Source organism: Simiduia sp. 21SJ11W-1, assembly GCF_024138675.1.
Lineage (GTDB): Bacteria > Pseudomonadota > Gammaproteobacteria > Pseudomonadales > Cellvibrionaceae > Simiduia.
In genome coordinates, this window is record NZ_CP090959.1 from 2,278,579 (window position 1) to 2,298,958 (window position 20,380).

Below are 20,380 nucleotides of genomic sequence, written 5' to 3' on the forward strand. Positions count from 1 at the left end.
AATGGATTAACCCTGAATGTTAACCCTCACTCGAAATACGTAACGCCGCGGCTACCGCAAAAGGTGCCACAGCAATGGCCATCGCCAGAAATGCACCCAGCACCGCCATCTGGCCGTGATACCCAAAACCTTCCACCGCGCGCGCCACAGCGCTGGCACCGAAAATCAATACCGGCACATAAAACGGCATAATCACCAGTGAAATAAGCAGCCCGCCAGACCTTAGGCCAACAGTTAACGCCGCCCCCACCGCACCGATAAAACTCAGGCACACAGTGCCGATGCTCAAACTCAGCACCAAAGGCAAAAAGCCTGCCTCAGGCAATCCCAACATCAAGCCTAGCAGCGGCGACAACAGCGTAAGCGGCAAACCGGTAGACACCCAATGCACCACGATTTTGCTAACCACCAACATCCACAAAGGGTGCGGCGAAATCAGTAGCTGCTCCAGGCTGCCATCGTCCATATCAGAGCGGAACATGGCATCGAGGGAGAGCAAGGTGGCAAGCAAGGCCACCACCCAGATCATGCCCGGCGCAATGTGCGCCAGCTGTTCGGCATCAGGCCCTATACCTAAGGGCAGCAGCGTAATAACCAATATGAAAAATATCATCGGATTGGCCCAATCGCTGCGCGCACGCAAGGCCATGGCGAAATCTTTGCGCAGCTGTAACCCCAGCGCCTGCCCCAGAGTCACACTCACAGTGTACCCCCTTGTGCGTACCGGCCGAGCGCCAATGTGTTAACGGGCACACTTAAGCGCTGGTGCGAGGTAAGCACCACACAGCCACCTTTGGCGGCATGCCCCTGCAGCCGCTGCTCCAATGCGCTTACAGCGTTTACGTCCAACGCCGTAAAAGGTTCATCCAATACCCAAAAGGCGGCATCGGAGAGTGCCAACCTTGCCAGCGCCACCCGCCGCAACTGACCCGCCGAAAGCCGGTAACAGGGCACCTCTTCAAAACCGTATAACCCGAGCTCTGCCAAGGCCTTACCAATGGCCCCGCCAGTAGCACCCGGGCAGAGGCTTTGCAGGTTTTCTTCGGCGGTGAGGGCTTTTTTAATGGCGGGCAAATGGCCGATATACAACAGCGACTGGGCAAAATCATACCGCTGCTGCGCCATTGGCTGACCACGCCAGAACAGGCCGCCCCCATGCTGGCGCGACACCCCGGTAATGATCCGCAGCAGTGACGTTTTCCCCACGCCGTTTGGCCCCTCTATATGCCATACCTCGCCTGCGCCAAATTCAGCGCTAAGCCCGGTAAACAACATGCGGTTGTCGCGTTCGCAAGAGAGATCTTTAAGCGCTAGCAAAGGGTCTTTCCATCAGAGTGGGCCAATAGCACTGGGGTTGCCCCTGGGAGCTATAGTTAAACAGGCCAAGGATTATAACCAGCAACCTGAGCACATTCACCTGTTAACCCGCGCAATCGCCTCGACGAGCGCACAGCCTGAAAAATCAATCACTTATGGCTATTGGCCGGAGCGCACCGGCCGATAGCCTGAATACTCCAATTGGGAAGCAGTGCATGACAACAACCACAGGCCCTGGCGCACCCAACCCGCAGCCTGCGCCCACACAGAGCAGCAAGCCCCTGAGCCTTGCCCCGGGCACACAGGTTTGGGCGCTGGTGGCAAGCACTACACCGCTGGCCGGCAAGCCCGAGCTTGAAGCCGCTGCCCGCCAAAGGCTCGCCCAGCTGGCCAACCAGTTAACAACACCTAAAAACCAAACACCTGCAGCAAGCCAAGTGCAGGCAGATAGCCGCCAGCCGTCGCTATTGAGCGCCCCGCTCTACGCCATTCAGGCAAAGGTTGGCCAGCGCCTCATCACCCTGCTGGCCAACCAGCCATTGAGCAACGGCCAAGCTGTATTACTACGCGCCACCGCCCGCGGATTCAGCCTGGCCGAGGCGGGCGCAAAACCGCCCAACCCAACATTTAACGGAAACCCTGCCGGCACCGGCGCAAGTGAAAAAACAGCATTCAATAGCGCACACTTATCATCCACAGGTGCACCTACGCCCCTGGGCGCACACGGCAACTTAGGCTACGGCAATAACGCAACCGGCACTCAGCCTGCGCAAAACCAGGCGTTGAACCTGCTCACCCAAGTGCTGCGCCAAACATTGCCGCACCAAACACCCATCAGCCCGGTGTTGGCAAAACTTGCGCTCCAGTTGCTCGCAGCCAAGGCAGCGGCCACGCACCCAAGCGCCCACAGCCCTTTGCAGCCAAAACCACACACACCCGGCGCCGGTAACGCCAACCCGGCCCACACAACAGGCGCTGCGCCAAACAGCCAAGCCAACAACACCCTCAATCAAACGCTGCAACAGCTGGTTGGCAAACTGTTACAGCTTGGCAGCCTGCCCCTGCCGCCCGATGCCAAAAGCCTCAAGCAGGCTATAGATCGCAGCGGCCTGTTTGCCGAAGCAAAATTACATACCGCACCCCACCAGGCCGGTACCGATGTGAAGCTGCTGCTGTGGCAGCTGGCAGGCCTCACCAGCAGCAAATCGCAACCGCAGGATTTACTCTCGCAACTTTTGCAGCTGTTGCAGCAACCGGCACAACCCTTGACGGCAAGCGCACAACAACCCAACGAAAGTTTAAAAACGCTGGCGCAACTGTGGCTCAACAAAATTGTCAGCCAGCAAGCCCAAAGCCTGACGGAAGAAGTGAGGCCCGGCGAATGGCGGGCAAACCTCGAGATCCCTCTGCGCGCCGAACAGCAGTGGCTGCCTTTACACTTGCAACTGCAAAAGTACTGGCACAACCCGCAAGACCCAGATCAACACGCCAAACACACAGCCCAAGGCACAAAAGCCCTGCCCGTTTGGCAGGTTACACTCAGCGTTGAAATTCCCACACTCGGCAATCTGGATGCGCGCATTCGCTATGTTAACGAACGGCTGCACTTCAGCCTTTGGGCCGAGCAGCCACGCACACTGAAACTGCTGCAGGCGCACAGCCACTCACTGGGCAGTGCATTACAAACACAGGGGCTTGCCGTACAAATAATTGAATGCCACCCAGGTCGGCTGCCGCAAACACCCAACACCATCAACAGCCCGCTACTCGACACCCATGCCTGAACTTACCGAACAACATATTCAAAAAGCCGTTGCGCTATTTTACGATGGCAACCACGCACCCAAAGTGGTGGCCAAAGGCGAACGCGCGCTGGCCGAAGAAATTGTGGCGCTCGCACAGGCCCACGATGTGCCCCTGTGCGATAACAGCGGGCTGGTAGAATTATTGATGCAACTGGAAATCAACGATGAAATTCCAGAGGCGCTCTATATTGCCGTTGCCCATGTATTGGCGTTTGCCTACGAACTTCAAGGTAAAGCACCCCCTGCGAGCGAATAAATCCGACCACCGAGGCTCTCATGACAGACCCACTGATTTCAGCCCAACAACTTCACACCCAACTGGCGGAAAGCCAGCCCGTGATTTTACTGGACTGCCGCTTCAACCTTGCAGACAAGCGCGCAGGCCAAAAGGCATACAATGAGGCGCACATTCCCGGCGCCTTTTACCTGGACCTCAATAACGATCTCTCATCACCCGTGCAACGCCATGGCGGGCGCCACCCACTGCCCGACTTCAACCAGCTTGCCAATACACTGGCGAGTTTTGGCGCAAAGCCGGATTCACACTTTGTGGTGTATGACGATGGCATGGGCGCCTTTGCCTGCAGAGCCTGGTGGCTACTGCGTCACGGTGGCATCAGCCAGGTGAGCCTGCTCAACGGCGGTTGGCGCGCCTGGCAAGAGCACAAGTTCGATACCCAATCGCAAACGCCGAGCGCACCCAAACCCGGGCACCTCACCCTTTCCCCCGGCCACATGCCCGTAGCCAATCAGCAAGAAATTCTGGAACACCAGGGCGCCTGGCAACTGGTAGACAGCCGCGAACACCAACGCTACCTGGGCCAACTGGAACCTATAGACCCGATAGCAGGCCACATTCCGGGCGCCCAGAACCTGCCCTGGCAAAGTGCGATTGGCGATAACGGAGAATTCAAAAGCCCGGAACTGTTAGCGCAACGCTGGCAACAGGCGAACCTTACGCCCGCAGACGACAACACGGTGGTATATTGCGGCTCAGGCGTTACGGCGTGTGTAAACATTTTTGCACAGGCACTGTGCGGGCAAACTGCCCGGCTCTACCCCGGCAGCTGGAGCGACTGGTGCTCCTACGTAGACCGCGATCACAGCGAAAGCAGCAATCGCTCGGCGCGCGTGGCCACGGGTTGAGCGGCCGGCGCGCCGGGGCTTACTAGTTACGCTATTCGGGCATCAAACACACACCGGTGCCCGCCAAGCCACAGTAACCTGCGGGATTTTTGGCCAGGTACTGCTGGTGATACTCTTCGGCGTAATAAAATGTGGGGGCGGCTGCAATTTCAGTGGTAATTTCACCCTTGCCCGCCGCCTTAAGGCCGGCCTGAAAAGCACTGAAGGTTGCCTTGGCGCGGGCTAATTGCGCGTCACTGTAGGTGTAGATCACCGAGCGATACTGGGTGCCCAAATCATTGCCCTGCTGCATGCCCTGAGTGGGGTCATGCACCTCCCAAAACACCTTCAAAAGTGCATCGTAGCTTGTGACTTTCGGATCAAAAACCACCAACACCACTTCGGCGTGACCGGTATCACCGCTGCACACCTCTTCGTAGGTGGGGTTGGGCGTATAGCCACCGGCATAACCCACAGCCGTTGTGTACACCCCCGGCTGCTGCCAAAAACGACGCTCTGCACCCCAAAAGCAACCCAGGCCAAACATTGCCTGCTGCAAGCCCTCGGGAAATGGCGGCTTGATGCTCACACCATTCACGAAATGCTTGCCCGTAATCTCAAGGGGCGCTGCACGCCCTGTTAACGCCTGTTCAGGCGTTGGCATTTGCATTTTGCCCATAATTTCCTCACTTGTTTGCGCACCGCGCGACCTATGGCTTTAGACGAGCAGCCCGCGTATTTACCCAGTGTAGATGGGTACAAAGGCTGTAAGTTACAAGATTTATTTTCTGGCACCCACAAAAAAGCCCCGCTTGGCGGGGCTTTTGAACCGGCGCTTAGCGCTTGTCTAGCGGCACAAAGTCGCGCGGATTGTAACCAGTGTACAACTGGCGTGGACGGCCAATCTTGTAGGGGTTGGAAATCATTTCGTTCCAGTGTGCAATCCAGCCCACGGTGCGGCCGGTGGCGAAGATCACGGTGAACATTTCCGTTGGAATGCCAATGGCCTTCATGATGATGCCGGAGTAGAAATCCACGTTCGGGTAGAGTTTCTTCTCGATGAAGTACTCATCTTCCAGCGCAATCTGCTCAAGGCGCTTGGCAATGGCCAGCAGTGGGTCATTTTCCAGGCCCAATTCCGCCAACACTTCATCACAGGTTTCTTTCATTACTTTGGCGCGTGGGTCAAAGTTTTTGTAAACGCGGTGACCGAAGCCCATCAAACGGAATGGGTCACTCTTGTCTTTGGCTTTGGCAATGTACTTGTCGATGTTATCAACAGTGCCAATTTCCTCAAGCATTTCCAGAACCGCTTCGTTGGCACCACCGTGTGCAGGGCCCCACAGGGTTGCAATGCCGGCGGCCACACACGCGAAGGGGTTGGCGCCGGAGGAGCCTGCCAAACGCACGGTAGAGGTAGACGCATTCTGCTCGTGATCGGCATGCAGCAGGAAGATTTTATCCATCGCACGTGCCAGCACCGGGTTTACATCGGGGTCGTCACAGGGGGTGCCGAACATCATGTGCAGGAAGTTTTCCGAGTAACCCAGATCGTTATCGGGGTACATGAAGGGCTGGCCGATGTGATGCTTGTAGCACATGGCGGCAAGCGTTGGCATTTTCGCAATCAGGCGGTGCGCCGAAATCAACCGGTGCTCTGGGTTATTGATGTCCAGGGAGTCGTGGTAAAAAGACGACAAGGCACCAACCACACCCACCATGATGGCCATTGGGTGCGCATCGTAGCGGAAGCCACGGAAGAAATTGGTGATTGATTCATGCACCATGGTGTGACGCATGATGGTATCCACAAACTCTGCCTTTTGCTCGGCATTGGGCAACTCGCCGTTAAGCAATAAGTAGCAAGTTTCCAGGTAATCGGACTTGTCGGCCAGCTGCTCAATGGGGTAGCCGCCATGCAACAGCACGCCTTTGGCGCCGTCGATGTAAGTCAGCTTGGACTCACAAGAAGCCGTAGACATAAAGCCGGGATCATAGGTGAAGTACCCGTTGGCCGTTAAGCTGCTGACGTCGATCACGTCCGGGCCGGTTGAACCGGAGTGTATCGGCAGTTCTATGGGGTCGCGCCCCTCTACTACCAGTTGTGCTTTCTTCTCAGCCATCTTGGGACTCCTATATCTGCAAGTTGTAATCGTCTCTTCTTCCGGGGCTTGCATACCCTCTTATATAGCACTAATGGCCGTGAGCGGACTTTAGAGCGGGCACAACTATAAAGTTAAGTTTGTTTTTGTCAAATAGATAGTCGATTATAGATGGCCGCACCAAAAACGACCTTCTAGCTGTAACTTGCACCCTTGGCGGTGCATCGCGCGCACAAAACAACCAATCCGCACAGCAAACCAACGATTGGCCATTTTGCAGCTGGGCAGGGTGCCACCGGTGCCGGTGAAAGCCCCGTAAAATGCGGACATAAGTACCGGATTTCATTTGTAATTTAAATGTCGCATCCTTATAATTTCGCGCGTCTTGCAGGGGGGGTAGCTGGTGAATTATCACTTTGCTACCTATGCTAGAGAGATTGTGTGCTATGCAAACTATCTCGAACCGCCCGATCTATGGGCAAAAAGGTGTGACTTAACGTGAACAAAAACAGACCTGTTAATCTCGACATCTCCACTATTCAACTTCCCATCACTGCTTACGTCTCTATCCTTCACCGTATTTCTGGCGTCGCCCTGTTCGCAGGTGTGGCCGTATTGCTGTGGATGCTGGAAGCGAGCCTGAGTTCAGAGTCCAGCTTTGAAGAGCTTAAAGAGCTGACTTCAAGCCCTCTGTGCAAGTTGATCTTGTGGGCCACCCTGGCTGGCCTTGCGTATCACATGATTGCGGGCATTCGCCACCTGATCATGGATGCCGGTATAGGTGAAAGCCTGGAAGGCGGCCAGAACGGTGCCAAAATCGCACTGGCGCTCGCCATCATTACAATTGCAGCACTGGGGGTTTGGATATGGTAACTGCCGTAACAAGTTTTGGCCGTAGCGGCCTGTACGACTGGCTGGTCCAGCGCGTGAGCGCGGTGGTCATGGCTGCCTATACCTTCTTTATTGTAGGTTTTATTTTCACCACGCCCGATCTCACCTTTGATGTCTGGCAAGGTCTGTTCAATCAGCTGTGGGTACGCATCTTCACGCTGGCTACCCTGCTGTCTATTGCCGCACACGCCTGGATTGGCCTGTGGGCCGTATTGACCGACTACCTCACCAACCGCCTGATGGGCGCCAAGGCCACTGCGTTGCGCCTGTTTGCCCAGATTGTACTGGGCGCGGTAACCCTGACCTACGTGGTCTGGGGTGTTGAAATTCTGTGGGGAGCTTAATCAATGTCTAATATGCGTACTATTTCATTCGACGGCATCGTCATCGGTGGCGGTGGCGCGGGCATGCGTGCAGCCCTGCAGCTGGCGCAATCTGGCTACAAAACAGCCGTAATTACCAAAGTATTCCCAACGCGCTCGCACACTGTATCCGCCCAGGGCGGCATCACCTGTGCCATCGCAAGCTCTGATCCACAAGACGATTGGCGCTGGCACATGTACGACACCGTTAAAGGTTCCGACTACATCGGTGACCAAGACGCCATCGAATACATGTGCTCCGTAGGCCCTGAGGCCGTATTCGAACTCGAGCACATGGGCCTGCCCTTCTCTCGTACCGAAGAAGGCCGCATTTACCAGCGTCCGTTCGGTGGCCAGTCTAAGGATTTCGGCAAGGGCGGCCAGGCGGCGCGCACCTGTGCGGCAGCAGACCGCACCGGTCACGCCCTGCTACACACCCTCTACCAGAACAACGTAAAGAACAACACTGTGTTCCTGAACGAATGGTTCGCGGTAGATCTGGTTAAAAACGCCGACGGCGCTGTGGTGGGCGTAATTGCCATCAACATCGAAGACGGTGAAGTGGTTTACGTTAAATCCAAAGCCACGGTATTTGCCACCGGCGGTGCCGGCCGTATCTACGCCTCTACCACCAACGCCCACATCAACACCGGCGATGGTATCGGCATGGCGCTGCGCGCGGGATTCCCGGTACAAGATATCGAAATGTGGCAATTCCACCCAACAGGTATTGCCGGTGCCGGTGTACTGGTAACCGAGGGTTGTCGTGGTGAAGGTGGCTACCTGATCAACAAAAACGGCGAACGCTTCATGGAGCGCTACGCGCCTAACGCCAAAGATCTGGCATCGCGGGACGTGGTTGCACGCTCCATGGTGCTCGAAATCCTGGCCGGCAACGGCTGCGGTGAAGAAGGCGATCACGTATTCCTGAAGCTCGATCACCTGGGTGAAGAAGTACTGGAAAGCCGCCTGCCTGGCATCTGCGAACTGTCGCGCACCTTCGCACACGCAGACCCGGTAAAAGAGCCGATTCCGGTTGTTCCTACCTGCCACTACATGATGGGCGGCATTCCCACCAACGTAAACGGCCAGGTGTTGACGCAAATTGACGGCAAAGACACAGTGGTTGAAGGCTTCTACGCCTGTGGTGAAGTGGCTTGTGTATCCGTGCACGGCGCCAACCGCTTGGGCGGCAACTCATTGCTTGACCTGGTGGTATTTGGTCGCGCATCTGGCCTGTACATTGAAAAGGCCCTGCGCGAAGGCATAGAGCACAAAGCCGCAACCGATAGCGATATCGAGCGCGCCATGGCTCGCCTGAACAAGATCAACACCTCCGAAAGCGGCGAATCGGCCCCTGCCCTGCGCAAGGAACTGCAGACCATTATGCAGAACCACTTTGGCGTATTCCGCAACGGCGAGTTCATGAAAGAAGGCATTAAAAAGCTGGCTGAGTTGCGCCCACGCATTGAAAGTGTGTCTATTACCGATAAGAGCAACGCCTTCAATACCGCCCGCATCGAAGCGCTTGAGCTGCAAAACCTGCTGGAAGTGGCCGAAGCCACAGCCATTACTGCAGAAGAGCGTAAAGAATCGCGCGGCGCTCACGCCCGTGAAGATTTCCAGGAACGCGACGATGCCAACTGGCTGTGCCACTCCATGTTCTTCCCTCTGGAAAAACGCGTAGGCAAGCGCGACGTGAACTTCACGCCGAAAACCATGGAAGCCTTCGAGCCTAAAGCTCGTACTTACTAAGTTCTGGGGAATGGTGACATGTTAAAAGTAGAAATTTATCGCTATAACCCTGAGGCAGACAAAGCCCCTCATATGCAAACCTATGAGGTGGATACCCAGGGTAAAGACCTGATGGTGCTCGACGTATTGGAGATCATCAAATCTCAGGATGCGTCGCTTGCCTACCGCCGCTCATGCCGTGAAGGCGTTTGTGGCTCAGACGGCATGAACATCAACGGCAAAAACGGCTTGGCGTGTATCATGCCACTGTCTGAGTGCGTGAAAAACAACAAGCTGGTGCTGCGTCCGCTGCCGGGCCTGCCGGTTATTCGCGACCTGGTTATCGACATGACGCAATTCTACGACCAGTACAAAAAAGTACAGCCGTATTTGCAAAACGATACCCCGGCACCGGCTATTGAGCGTTTGCAGTCGCCCGAAGAGCGTGAAAAGCTCGACGGCCTCTACGAGTGCATTCTGTGTGCCTGTTGCTCAACCAGCTGCCCGTCTTTCTGGTGGAACCCCGACAAGTTTATCGGCCCGGCCGGTTTACTTCAGGCATACCGTTTCCTGGCAGACAGCCGCGACAACGCCACCGAAGACCGTTTGGCAAAACTGGATGACCCCTTCAGCGTATTCCGCTGCCACGGCATCCAAAACTGTGTTGCCGTGTGCCCGAAGGGTTTGAACCCGACGCGCGCCATCGGCCACATTCGCAATATGTTGTTACAAAGAGCTGTATAAACAGCCGCGGGCTCTGCCCGTGTAAGCGTAGTGCCGCACTAACCCCTTGGGCCGGGGGTTAGTCATAAAAAAATACACGCGGCATACCCACCATTCGTTGAATGGTCTGAAAAGGTGCGGAACCCAGGTGCAGGAAACGGCGTTAGCTCGGCTAGGCTTTTTCTTTCGCCCTACTAAACATTGTTTGCGTGGTTGTTGCACGCAAGTGAACGAACTTTGCGACTCCAAAAGAGTCTGCATATGAAATAACTAGTTTGACGCTAGTAAGTAGCAGGGGTATGTCGGGTAAGACCCGATCTATCTGTGAGAGCGACGATCATCAGTCACTGCTTTCATGGGGTAACCGCTCGATCGGCGCGGCCGATCCGGAACGCATGACAGCACAGGCTGTTTTGCTCACGCCCTCACAGCTAGACAATGCCCCATCGACCAGGTGGGTAAAATGCAAGAAAGCATGTTGGAGCTGCTCAGGAAGTCTTCCCATATTTCCGATGGGAACACGGCCTATGTAGAAGATCTTTACGATACCTATTTACACGATCCGAATGCCGTGGCGGAAGAGTGGCGACGCTACTTTGATCAGCTGCCGCGCGTAGACGGCGTGATGGTGCAAGATACACCGCACTCTGTTATTCGCGAACATTTTGAACTGCTCGGCAAAAACCGCGCGCGCCCTATTGCCGCACCCGGTTCTGGCGGAGCCAATATCGAGCACGAGCGCAAGCAGGTTAAAGTAGTTCAGCTGATCAGCTCCTACCGTTTCCGTGGCCACCAACGCGCCAAACTCGACCCGCTGGGCCTGATGGAACGCGAGCACATTCCCGATTTGGAGTTGAGCTTTCACGGCTTAACGCCAGCAGATCTCGACACAGTGTTCCAAACCGGCAACCTGTTCATGGGCAAAGACGAAGCCCCGCTGCGTGAAATTATCGGTGTGCTCGAAAGCACCTACTGCGGCCACATAGGCCCGGAAATCATGCACATCACCAACTTCGCAGAGAAGCAGTGGTTGCAGCAGCGCCTGGAATCTACCCGCGCCAAGCCCGCCTACAACAACGACATCAAACTCAACATTCTTGAGCGCCTCACCGCAGCCGAAGGCCTTGAACGCCACCTGGATTCAAAGTACCCGGGCACCAAGCGCTTTGGCCTTGAGGGTGGTGAATCCATGATTCCCCTGCTCGATGGTCTGGTGAAAAGTGCAGGAGCCCACGGCGCCAAGGAAATCGTGCTCGGCATGGCCCACCGCGGCCGCCTGAACACCCTGGTGAATGTATTCGGTAAAAAGCCCTCTGAGCTGTTTGAAGAATTCGAAGGCAAGAAGCTCGTCACCACCTCCGGTGACGTGAAATACCACCAGGGCTTTTCGTCCAACATCATGACCCCCGGCGGCGAAGTTCACATCGCCATGGCTTTTAACCCGTCGCACCTGGAAATTGTGTCGCCGGTGGTTGAAGGCTCTGTGCGCGCACGCCAGGATCGCCGTGCAGACCCGGTTGGCAATAAGGTGGTGCCCATTGTTATTCACGGCGACGCCGCCTTTGCCGGCCAGGGCGTGGTGATGGAAACCTTCCAGATGTCGCAAACCCGCGCCTACAAAACCGGCGGCACCATTCACGTGGTGCTCAACAACCAGGTGGGTTTCACAACCAGCTTCCGCGAAGATGCGCGCTCAACCGAGTACTGCACCGACGTAGCCAAGATGATCGAAACACCGATTTTCCACGTCAACGCCGACGATCCGGAAGCGGTTATGTTCGTCACACTCCTGGCCATGGACTACCGCTACGAATTCAAAAAAGACGTAGTGATAGACTTGGTGAGCTACCGTCGTCGCGGCCACAACGAAACCGACGAGCCCTCAGCCACCCAGCCGCTGATGTACAAAAAAATTCGCAGCCACAAATCCAGCCGCACCCTTTATGCCGAGCAACTGGTGAAAGAAGGTGCGCTGTCTGAGGCCGAAGCGCAAGCCATGACCGACAACTACCGCGCCGCACTCGACCGCGGCGAGCACGTAGCCAGCGGCCTGGTAAGCGAGCCCGATAAATCGCTGTTTGTAGACTGGTCACCCTACATTGGCCACGACTGGACCGCCGAGGGCGACACACGCGTTGAAATCAAAAAGCTGCAGCAACTCGCACACAAGTGCTGCGACATCCCGGACGGCGTTGTGGTGCAGCGGCAGGTTTCAAAAATCTACGAAGATCGCAAAAAGATGGCCGGCGGCGCCCTGCCCATCAACTGGGGCATGGCCGAAACCTTGGCCTACGCCACCATTCTTGATGACGGCATTCGCGTGCGCCTCACAGGTCAGGATGTGGGCCGTGGCACCTTCTCGCACCGCCACGCAGTGGTGCACAGCCAGAAAGATGCCAGCCGTTTCATTCCGCTGCAAAACCTGAAAGAAGACCAGCCCCCCTTCGATATCTACGATTCGTTGTTATCCGAAGAGGCGGTACTGGCGTTTGAATACGGCTATGCCACCACCACGCCTAACGCGTTGGTGATCTGGGAAGCGCAGTTCGGCGATTTTGCCAACGGCGCCCAGGTGGTGATAGACCAGTTCATTACCTCTGGCGAACACAAGTGGGGCCGTTTATGTGGCCTGACCATGTTGTTGCCACACGGCTACGAAGGCCAGGGGCCAGAGCACTCCAGTGCCCGCCTTGAACGCTTCATGCAGTTGTGTGCTGAACACAATATCCAGGTGTGTATTCCTACAACGCCGGCGCAGGTGTTCCACATGTTGCGCCGCCAGGCAGTGCGCCCCATGCGCCGTCCATTGGTGGTGATGAGCCCCAAGTGGATTTTGCGCCACAAGCTTGCCACCTCAACGCTGGAAGAACTGGCCAACGGCCACTTCCACAATGTGTTGGCCGATACCACCGTAAACCCCAAGAAGGTCAAACGCGTGGTGCTGTGCTCCGGCAAGGTTTACTACCACCTGCTGGAAGCGCGCATGGAACGTGGCCAGGAAGATGTCGCCCTGGTGCGTCTGGAGCAGCTCTACCCCTTCCCGGAAGAAGAGCTGATGGCCGCCCTGAAGCCCTACGGAAAACTTACCGATTTCGTATGGTGTCAGGAAGAGCCCATGAACCAGGGTGCCTGGTACTCCAGCCAGCACCACATGCGCCGCGTGATTGGCAACATTTCTAGCAAGGCATACCTCAACTTTGCTGGCCGCGAAGCATCAGCAGCGCCAGCCGCGGGCTATATGTCTACGCACCTGGAAGAACAAAACCGTTTCATCGACGAAGCACTGACCATCAAGTAGCCGTCGTTTACAGATTTGGCTAAGGCTAAGGAATAAAGACAATGAGTATCGAAATCAAAGCACCGCAGTTCCCTGAATCCGTACCAGACGGCACCATCGCAACCTGGCACAAAAAGGCTGGCGATGCCGTTAGCCGTGATGAGCTGATTGTAGATATTGAAACCGACAAAGTGGTGCTTGAAGTAGTAGCACCGGCCGATGGCGTATTGGCAGAAATTGTTAAAGATGAAGGCGAAACCATTCTCAGCAATGAGCTGATCGCCCGCCTGGAAGAAGGTGCAGCCCCCGCGGCAAGCAACAGCGCACCCAAAGCGGAAGAAACACCAGCCGCTGCAGCGCCAGCAGCTGCCAGCGATGAAAAGCTGGTGAATCCTTCGGCGCGCAAAATGGCGAGCGAAAACAACGTCAACGTGGGTTCGGTTGAAGGCTCAGGCAAAGGCGGACGCGTTACCAAAGGCGATGTGATTGATCACCTTAAAGGCGGCAGCGCACCTGCAGCAGCGGCACCCGCGCCTGCTGCAACGGCCAACCTTGCCGACATGCCCGCCGGTGAACGCACCGAGAAGCGTGTGCCTATGTCACGCATGCGCGCCCGTATTGCCGAGCGCCTGCTGGAAGCCAGCCAATCAACCGCCATGCTCACCACCTTTAACGAGGTTGACATGGGCCCGGTGATGGAGCTGCGCAAAAAGTACAAAGACCAGTTCGAAAAATCCCACAACGGCACACGCCTGGGCTTCATGGGCTTTTTTGTAAAAGCCGCCGCCGAAGCACTGCGCCGCTTCCCTGCGGTAAACGCCTCTATTGATGGCAACGATGTGGTTTACCACGGCTATCAGGATATTGGTGTTGCAGTGTCTACCGAAAAAGGCCTGGTAGTACCGGTGCTGCGCAATGCTGAAAACATGGGCCTGGCCGATGTGGAAAACACCATTCGCGATTTCGGCCTGCGCGCGCGCGACGGCAAGCTGGGCATGAACGACATGATGGGTGGCACCTTCACCATCACCAATGGTGGCGTGTTTGGCTCACTGATGTCTACGCCGATCCTGAACCCCCCGCAAACCGCTATTTTGGGTATGCACAAAATCCAGGAACGCCCCATGGCCGTTAACGGCAAAGTTGAAATTCGCCCCATGATGTACCTGGCACTGTCATACGATCATCGCCTGATCGATGGTAAAGATGCGGTACAGTTCCTGGTTGCGATCAAAGACATGATTGAAGACCCGGCCCGTATCCTGCTGGAAATTTAATCGCGCGCTGCACATAAATTCACGGGGGCCAGGCCCCCAACACTTTTAGAATTGAGGACAAAACATGTCTGATAAATTTGACGTTATCGTGATCGGTTCAGGCCCTGCAGGTTATGTTGCCGCCATTCGCGCAGCGCAACTGGGTTTGAAAACTGCCTGTATTGAAAAGTGGCAGAATGCCGAGGGCAAAGGCGTAAACGGTGGTACCTGCCTGAACGTAGGCTGCATTCCCTCCAAGGCACTGCTCGATAGCTCCTACAAGTATCACGAAGCCAAAGAAGACCTGGATGTACACGGCATCAGCACCAAAGACGTAAAAATTGACGTGCCCTCCATGATTGCCCGCAAAGCGGCCATCGTGAAGCAGCTCACCGGTGGCATTGCCGGCCTGTTCAAGGCCAACGGCGTGACCTCTTTCTACGGCACCGGCAAACTGCTGGCCAACCGCACTGTGGAAGTCACCGATTTTGAAGGTAAAACCCAAACCCTCACCGCAGAGAACGTGATTTTGGCCTCGGGTTCAGTGCCGGTAAATATTCCGGTAGCCCCCGTTGATAACGACGTGATTCTGGATTCCACCGGCGCACTTGAGATCGACAAAGTGCCAGAGCGCCTGGGCGTAATTGGTGCAGGCGTTATCGGCCTGGAGCTGGGTTCTGTGTGGAACCGCCTGGGCTCTAAAGTGGTACTGCTGGAAGCCATGCCCGACTTCCTGGCCATGATGGATCAGCAAATTGCCAAAGAAACCAAAAAGATCCTCACCAAACAAGGTTTGGATATTCGCCTGAACTGCCGCGTAACCGGCAGTGAAGTAAGCGGCAAAGGCAAGAAGAAAACCGTAACTGTTACCTACACAGACGCCGATGGCAACGAGCAAAAAGAAGTATTCGACAAGCTCATCGTATGTGTGGGCCGCCGCCCCTTCACCCAGAACCTGCTGTCACAGGATTCCGGCGTGAACCTGGACGAGCGCGGTTTCATCTACGTAAACGACCTCTGCTCCACCTCAGCACCTGGCGTTTGGGCAATTGGCGACGTAGTGCGCGGCCCGATGCTGGCACATAAAGGCAGCGAGGAAGGCGTAGTGGTTGCCGAGCGCATTGCTGGCCAAAAGAGCATTGTGAACTACGATATTATCCCCAACGTGATTTACACCCACCCCGAAGTGGCCGCTGTGGGTAAAACCGAAGAGCAGCTTAAATCCGAGGGCGAGCCCTACAACGTGGGCGTATTCCCGTTTGCGGCCAGTGGCCGTGCCATGGCCGCCAACGAGACCGGCGGCATGGTGAAGATTCTGGCGCATGCCGACACAGATCGCGTATTGGGCGCTCACATTGTGGGCCCATCTGCAGCAGATCTGGTGCAGCAGGTTGCCATCGCCATGGAATTCGGCGCCTCTGCCGAAGACATTGGCATGACTATTTTTGGTCACCCGACTCTGTCAGAGGCGGTTAAAGAAGCGGCCCTGGCGGCGAATGGCCACGCCATTCACATCGCCAACCGCAAAAAGCGCAAATAATAACAATACGGCGTAAACGCCTCACACGAGGCACATCAGGGGGTCAGCCAGACGTAGCGGCTGACCATCACAGGTACAGCGTATTGTGGTAATGACGGGGCCAGCCCCATCCAACAAACGCACAAAGTGGAACGACATCATGAATTTGCATGAGTATCAGGCAAAGCAGTTGTTTGCCGAGTACGGTCTCCCGGTATCCAAGGGCGTAGCAGCTGCTACACCTGCCGAGGCTGTTGCCGCAGCCGCCGAGATCGGTGGTGACAAATGGGTAGTTAAAGCACAGGTTCACGCCGGTGGCCGCGGTAAAGCGGGCGGCGTAAAACTGGTAAGCACCAAGCAGGAAATTGAAGATTTCGCCAAAAAATGGCTGGGCAACAACCTGGTAACCTACCAGACAGATGAAAACGGCCAGCCCGTTTCACGCATTCTGGTTGAATCTTGCACCGACATCGCCCAAGAGCTGTACCTGGGCGCCGTGGTAGATCGCGCAACCCGTCGCATCGTATTCATGGCCTCTACCGAAGGTGGCGTAGAGATTGAAAAAGTTGCCGAAGAAACGCCAGAGAAAATTCTGAAAGCTGTGATTGATCCACTGGTAGGCGCACAGCCTTACCAGGCGCGCGACCTGGCCTTTCAACTGGGCCTGAACGCCGCTCAGGTGAAGCAGTTCACCAAAATCTTCCTGGGCCTGGCCAAAATGTTCCAGGACTTCGATTTCGCCCTGCTGGAAATCAACCCGCTGGTGATCACCGAAGAAGGCAACCTGCACTGCCTGGACGGCAAGATCAACATCGACGGCAACGCCCTGTACCGTCAGCCCAAAATCAAGGAAATGCACGATCCTTCCCAAGAAGACGAGCGTGAGGCCAATGCTGCCAAGTGGGAGCTCAACTACGTGGCCCTCGATGGCAACATCGGCTGCATGGTGAACGGCGCAGGTCTGGCCATGGGCACCATGGACATCGTAAAACTGCACGGCGGCCAGCCAGCCAACTTCCTGGACGTAGGCGGCGGTGCTACCAAAGAGCGCGTGATCGAAGCGTTCAAGATCATTTTGTCTGACGACGCAGTAGAAGCTGTTTTGATCAACATCTTCGGCGGCATCGTGCGCTGTGACATGATCGCCGAAGGCGTGATTGGTGCAGTAAAAGAAGTGGGCGTTAAAGTGCCCGTGGTTGTTCGCCTTGAAGGTAACAACGCAGACTTGGGTGCCAAGGTACTGAGCGAAAGCGGTTTGAACATCATCGCCGCTACCAGCCTGACCGATGCTGCACAGCAAGTAGTTAAAGCGGCGGGAGGCAAGTAATGAGCGTTTTAATCAATAAAGACACCAAGGTAATCTGCCAGGGTTTCACCGGCGCACAGGGTACTTTCCACTCTGAGCAAGCCATTGCCTACGGCACCAAAATGGTTGGCGGTGTGACGCCAGGCAAAGGCGGTCAAACGCACCTGGGCCTGCCCGTATTCAACACCGTGCGTGAAGCCGTAGCAGCCACAGGCGCAGAAGCCTCTGTAATTTACGTACCCGCAGCCTTCTGTAAGGATTCTATCCTGGAAGCGGCCAACGCCGGCATCAAGCTGATTGTATGCATCACCGAAGGCATCCCTACCCTGGACATGCTGGAAGCGAAAGTTGTGGTAGATCAGCTGGGCGTTACCTTAATTGGCCCTAACTGCCCGGGTGTTATCACCCCCGGTGAATGCAAGATCGGCATCATGCCCGGTCACATCCACCTGCCGGGCAAAGTGGGTATTGTGTCGCGTTCAGGCACCCTCACCTATGAAGCCGTTAAGCAAACCACCGATTACGGTTTTGGCCAGTCTACCTGTGTGGGCATTGGTGGCGACCCTATTCCCGGTTCTAACTTCATCGATATCCTGAAGTTGTTCCAGGAAGATCCAGCCACAGAAGCCATCGTTATGATTGGTGAAATTGGTGGTAGCGCCGAAGAAGAAGCGGCAGCCTACATCAAGGCCAACGTAACCAAGCCTGTTGTGTCTTACATTGCCGGTGTTACCGCACCTGCCGGTAAGCGCATGGGCCACGCCGGTGCCATCATCGCCGGTGGTAAAGGCACTGCTGACGAAAAGTTTGCCGCACTGGAAGATGCCGGTGTTAAAACTGTTCGCAGCCTGGCCGACATTGGCGCTGCATTGAAAGAGCTAACCGGCTGGTAATTGCCGCTGCACTTTCTTAAAAAGGCCGCAATTGCGGCCTTTTTTATTGCCATTCAAAGACTTAGCTCCCAGCTTATTAAGTGCCCCCGCCCCGCGCACGCAACCGATCCTCTTACCAAGCCCCTTTTTTGGCACGTAATTAAACATCAAGTTTTCCTGCAGCAGCCGATATCTTGCATATACTTCATTGAGCCCAATGGATTTTTATAGGGCTTTTTGGCATTTACAGCGTATCTTTTAGAACTTGAGTGGGGTCACGATGAATTGGCTTAGAGGTAGTATGCAAACTCGCCTGATGATGATTGTAGGCACGGGCCTGCTCGTCATGTTCATGGCCGCGCTCTATGCGGTATCACAACTCAACAACACCGTTGATCAATACCAAAACCTGTTGAAAGAACAAATCAGTTACGAGCGCGCCATCAACCAAATGAACTACGACTTCAAAGTACAGGTTCAAGAGTGGAAAAATGTTTTATTGCGTGGCGCCAATGAATCTGACCGTGAAAAATACTGGAGCCGTTTTAACGATATCGCTGACACCATTCAGGCAGAGGCACGGGCGCTGGAAGCACGCATGGCGGGTAGCCCGCACCAGGTTGCCGTGGAGCGCTTCAGAGATTCACACAAAGCCATGCAGCTGGCCTACAACAAAGGCTATGAAGATTTTGTGTTCGCCCAGTTCGATCCGGTAGTGGGCGATCAAGCGGTGCGCGGCATAGACCGCGAACCAGCCAAATTATTAGACCAGGCCGCAGCCGACATCGCCACCAATGTGCAAAAATTATCGCGCGATTTACAAGAGCATGCCGGCAGCCTGGCCACTACTGCCACCGTTACCCTGGTGCTTTCAGCCGCAGTGATTCTCACCATTTTATTGATCACCCTCAAAGGCAGCATAATCAAGCCCATCCACGACATGATGGCCGACATTCGCCGCTTCAGTGGCGGTGATTTCAGCCAGCCGCTGAGCAGTAATCGCGTGGATGAACTCGGCAAGCTCACCCGCAATCTGGAATCCATGCGCAGCGAGATTGTATCCATTATTGCCGCCGTGCAAGACACTTCAAAGGCGCTGACTAAAGCGTCGGCGAACATCAATGAAACCGCCTCTGAAATAGCCCAGCACACGGGCCAAACCGAGCACTATACCGATCAGGTATCTACCGCCATCAATGAGATGAGCGCAACGGTGCAGGAAGTGGCAGGCAATGCCGCCGGCGCCGCCGAAGCTGCGCAAGCCGCCGACAGCAATGCGAAATCCGGTTTGACGGTAATGCAGCAAACCATTGCCGCCATTAACAGCCTTTCGGCGGAAGTAGACAATATTGCCCAGGCCATGGATAAGCTTGAAAACGATACCTCAAGCGTGGGCACGGTCTTGGGCGTGATTAAAGGCATTGCCGAACAAACCAACCTGCTGGCCCTGAACGCGGCCATTGAAGCCGCCCGCGCGGGCGAACAGGGCCGGGGCTTTGCCGTAGTGGCCGATGAAGTGCGTGGCCTCGCGCAGCGCACCCAGGAATCCACTGCAGAAATTCAGCAAATCATTGAAACCGTTCAAAGTGGTGCGGCGTCTGCGGTAAAAGCCATGCGCGACGGCCAGGATAAAACCAACGCCACAGTAGATTTGGCAGGCCAGGCAGGCGATTCAATCCGCGCCATTACCGATGCAGTATCTCGCATACGCGACATGAACACACAAATCGCCACCGCTGCTGAAGAGCAGAGTTACGCCTCTGATGAAATAGCCCGCAACGTATCCGGCATGGCCGAGCTCGCGCAAAATGCCCACGCCAGCGCTCGCCGATCGACAGAAATTGCCAACAATCTCGACACTACAAGCTCCGAGTTATCGCACCTGATTGCGAAGTTCCGGGTGTAGCAACACCCGGCGTACAAGCCATGGATGGCCGCCCTACCGGCTGCAGACTTTCTCAATACGCACGTCACATACCTCACCAAACATGCTTTATGTCACTAGCAACTAGCAACTAGCAACTAGCAACTAGCATTCTCAGCCCCCAATTCACCCTGCGCTGTAGCTAGCTGCGCAGAGAAACTGGCAGA

At 55.6% G+C, this 20,380-nt stretch carries 17 protein-coding genes; 13 read left to right on the forward strand and 4 right to left on the reverse strand.

The annotated features are described in order from the left end of the window. Positions 1-19 precede the first annotated feature (19 nt). Together ccmB and ccmA are read right to left on the reverse strand one after the other, a co-directional pair. Positions 20-649, reverse strand: a complete 630-nt coding sequence (gene ccmB, locus L1F30_RS10110; protein WP_253361808.1) for a heme exporter protein CcmB — start codon at positions 647-649, stop codon at positions 20-22. 50 nt (positions 650-699) lie between these two features. Further along, entirely contained in the window at positions 700-1,317 is a 618-nt protein-coding gene (ccmA, locus tag L1F30_RS10115) for a cytochrome c biogenesis heme-transporting ATPase CcmA (protein ID WP_253355887.1), read from the reverse strand. A gap of 215 nt (positions 1,318-1,532) precedes the next feature. On the opposite strand from ccmA, the gene L1F30_RS10120 reads away from it, so the two are divergent. From L1F30_RS10120 to L1F30_RS10130, 3 genes are read left to right on the forward strand one after another with little or no spacing between them, the layout of a single operon-like run. Continuing rightward, positions 1,533-3,101 (forward strand): flagellar hook-length control protein FliK, encoded by a 1,569-nt coding sequence (locus L1F30_RS10120; RefSeq protein ID WP_253355895.1) that lies wholly within the window; start codon positions 1,533-1,535, stop codon positions 3,099-3,101. After that, a complete protein-coding gene (locus L1F30_RS10125; RefSeq protein WP_253355897.1) occupies positions 3,094-3,378 on the forward strand; it encodes an EscU/YscU/HrcU family type III secretion system export apparatus switch protein in 285 nt (94 codons plus the stop codon). Before L1F30_RS10120 ends, L1F30_RS10125 begins: the two co-directional genes overlap by 8 nt. 20 nt (positions 3,379-3,398) lie before the next feature. Continuing rightward, a complete protein-coding gene (locus tag L1F30_RS10130) occupies positions 3,399-4,268 on the forward strand; it encodes a sulfurtransferase (RefSeq protein WP_253355899.1) in 870 nt (289 codons plus the stop codon). Between the two features lie 31 nt (positions 4,269-4,299). On the opposite strand, the gene msrA is transcribed toward L1F30_RS10130, so the two are convergent. Together msrA and gltA are read right to left on the reverse strand one after the other, a co-directional pair. Then, a complete protein-coding gene (gene msrA, locus L1F30_RS10135) occupies positions 4,300-4,926 on the reverse strand; it encodes a peptide-methionine (S)-S-oxide reductase MsrA (RefSeq protein ID WP_253355901.1) in 627 nt (208 codons plus the stop codon). 157 nt (positions 4,927-5,083) lie between these two features. Then, positions 5,084-6,370, reverse strand: a complete 1,287-nt coding sequence (gltA, locus tag L1F30_RS10140; protein ID WP_253355903.1) for a citrate synthase — start codon at positions 6,368-6,370, stop codon at positions 5,084-5,086. 477 nt (positions 6,371-6,847) lie between these two features. Here gltA and sdhC point away from each other — a divergent pair, with 477 nt between their 5' ends. The 10 genes from sdhC to L1F30_RS10190 all read left to right on the forward strand — a co-directional run bounded on the left by sdhC (position 6,848) and on the right by L1F30_RS10190 (position 20,195). Further along, on the forward strand, positions 6,848-7,222 hold the full coding sequence (sdhC, locus tag L1F30_RS10145) for a succinate dehydrogenase, cytochrome b556 subunit (protein ID WP_253355904.1): 375 nt from the start codon (positions 6,848-6,850) through the stop codon (positions 7,220-7,222). Then, positions 7,216-7,584: a succinate dehydrogenase, hydrophobic membrane anchor protein gene (sdhD, locus tag L1F30_RS10150; protein WP_253355906.1), complete on the forward strand. Its 369-nt coding sequence runs from the start codon at positions 7,216-7,218 to the stop codon at positions 7,582-7,584. The genes sdhC and sdhD overlap by 7 nt, the downstream gene beginning before the upstream one ends. A 3-nt stretch (positions 7,585-7,587) precedes the next feature. Continuing rightward, on the forward strand, positions 7,588-9,357 hold the full coding sequence (gene sdhA / locus L1F30_RS10155; RefSeq protein ID WP_253355908.1) for a succinate dehydrogenase flavoprotein subunit: 1,770 nt from the start codon (positions 7,588-7,590) through the stop codon (positions 9,355-9,357). 18 nt (positions 9,358-9,375) lie between these two features. Beyond that, a complete protein-coding gene (locus tag L1F30_RS10160) occupies positions 9,376-10,080 on the forward strand; it encodes a succinate dehydrogenase iron-sulfur subunit (protein ID WP_253355910.1) in 705 nt (234 codons plus the stop codon). A gap of 442 nt (positions 10,081-10,522) precedes the next feature. Next, positions 10,523-13,357, forward strand: coding sequence for a 2-oxoglutarate dehydrogenase E1 component (locus L1F30_RS10165; protein ID WP_253355912.1), 2,835 nt, complete (start codon positions 10,523-10,525; stop codon positions 13,355-13,357). Positions 13,358-13,398: 41 nt separating this feature from the next. Next, positions 13,399-14,613 carry a 2-oxoglutarate dehydrogenase complex dihydrolipoyllysine-residue succinyltransferase gene (gene odhB, locus L1F30_RS10170; protein WP_253355914.1) on the forward strand — a complete coding sequence of 405 codons (1,215 nt, stop codon included), beginning with the start codon at positions 13,399-13,401 and terminating at the stop codon, positions 14,611-14,613. 64 nt (positions 14,614-14,677) lie between these two features. Beyond that, positions 14,678-16,132, forward strand: coding sequence for a dihydrolipoyl dehydrogenase (lpdA, locus tag L1F30_RS10175; protein WP_253355915.1), 1,455 nt, complete (start codon positions 14,678-14,680; stop codon positions 16,130-16,132). A 139-nt stretch (positions 16,133-16,271) separates the two neighbouring features. After that, positions 16,272-17,438 (forward strand): ADP-forming succinate--CoA ligase subunit beta, encoded by a 1,167-nt coding sequence (gene sucC, locus L1F30_RS10180; protein WP_183910169.1) that lies wholly within the window; start codon positions 16,272-16,274, stop codon positions 17,436-17,438. After that, positions 17,438-18,310 carry a succinate--CoA ligase subunit alpha gene (sucD, locus tag L1F30_RS10185; protein WP_253355917.1) on the forward strand — a complete coding sequence of 291 codons (873 nt, stop codon included), beginning with the start codon at positions 17,438-17,440 and terminating at the stop codon, positions 18,308-18,310. Before sucC ends, sucD begins: the two co-directional genes overlap by 1 nt. A 280-nt stretch (positions 18,311-18,590) precedes the next feature. After that, positions 18,591-20,195, forward strand: a complete 1,605-nt coding sequence (locus L1F30_RS10190) for a methyl-accepting chemotaxis protein (RefSeq protein WP_253355919.1) — start codon at positions 18,591-18,593, stop codon at positions 20,193-20,195. The last annotated feature ends 185 nt before the right edge of the window (positions 20,196-20,380 follow it).

Bases quoted from the DNA above. Each gene is read 5' to 3' on its own strand.
- L1F30_RS10160 (WP_253355910.1), top strand. From the start codon at position 9,376: ATGTTAAAAGTAGAAATTTATCGCTATAACCCTGAGGCAGACAAAGCC.
- sdhD (WP_253355906.1), top strand. From the start codon at position 7,216: ATGGTAACTGCCGTAACAAGTTTTGGCCGTAGCGGCCTGTACGACTGG.
- sucD (WP_253355917.1), top strand. From the start codon at position 17,438: ATGAGCGTTTTAATCAATAAAGACACCAAGGTAATCTGCCAGGGTTTC.
- gltA (WP_253355903.1), bottom strand. From the start codon at position 6,370: ATGGCTGAGAAGAAAGCACAACTGGTAGTAGAGGGGCGCGACCCCATA.
- L1F30_RS10120 (WP_253355895.1), top strand. From the start codon at position 1,533: ATGACAACAACCACAGGCCCTGGCGCACCCAACCCGCAGCCTGCGCCC.
- sucC (WP_183910169.1), top strand. From the start codon at position 16,272: ATGAATTTGCATGAGTATCAGGCAAAGCAGTTGTTTGCCGAGTACGGT.
- ccmB (WP_253361808.1), bottom strand. From the start codon at position 649: ATGGCCTTGCGTGCGCGCAGCGATTGGGCCAATCCGATGATATTTTTC.
- L1F30_RS10165 (WP_253355912.1), top strand. From the start codon at position 10,523: ATGCAAGAAAGCATGTTGGAGCTGCTCAGGAAGTCTTCCCATATTTCC.
- L1F30_RS10130 (WP_253355899.1), top strand. From the start codon at position 3,399: ATGACAGACCCACTGATTTCAGCCCAACAACTTCACACCCAACTGGCG.
- sdhA (WP_253355908.1), top strand. From the start codon at position 7,588: ATGTCTAATATGCGTACTATTTCATTCGACGGCATCGTCATCGGTGGC.
- L1F30_RS10190 (WP_253355919.1), top strand. From the start codon at position 18,591: ATGCAAACTCGCCTGATGATGATTGTAGGCACGGGCCTGCTCGTCATG.
- lpdA (WP_253355915.1), top strand. From the start codon at position 14,678: ATGTCTGATAAATTTGACGTTATCGTGATCGGTTCAGGCCCTGCAGGT.
- odhB (WP_253355914.1), top strand. From the start codon at position 13,399: ATGAGTATCGAAATCAAAGCACCGCAGTTCCCTGAATCCGTACCAGAC.
- msrA (WP_253355901.1), bottom strand. From the start codon at position 4,926: ATGGGCAAAATGCAAATGCCAACGCCTGAACAGGCGTTAACAGGGCGT.
- L1F30_RS10125 (WP_253355897.1), top strand. From the start codon at position 3,094: ATGCCTGAACTTACCGAACAACATATTCAAAAAGCCGTTGCGCTATTT.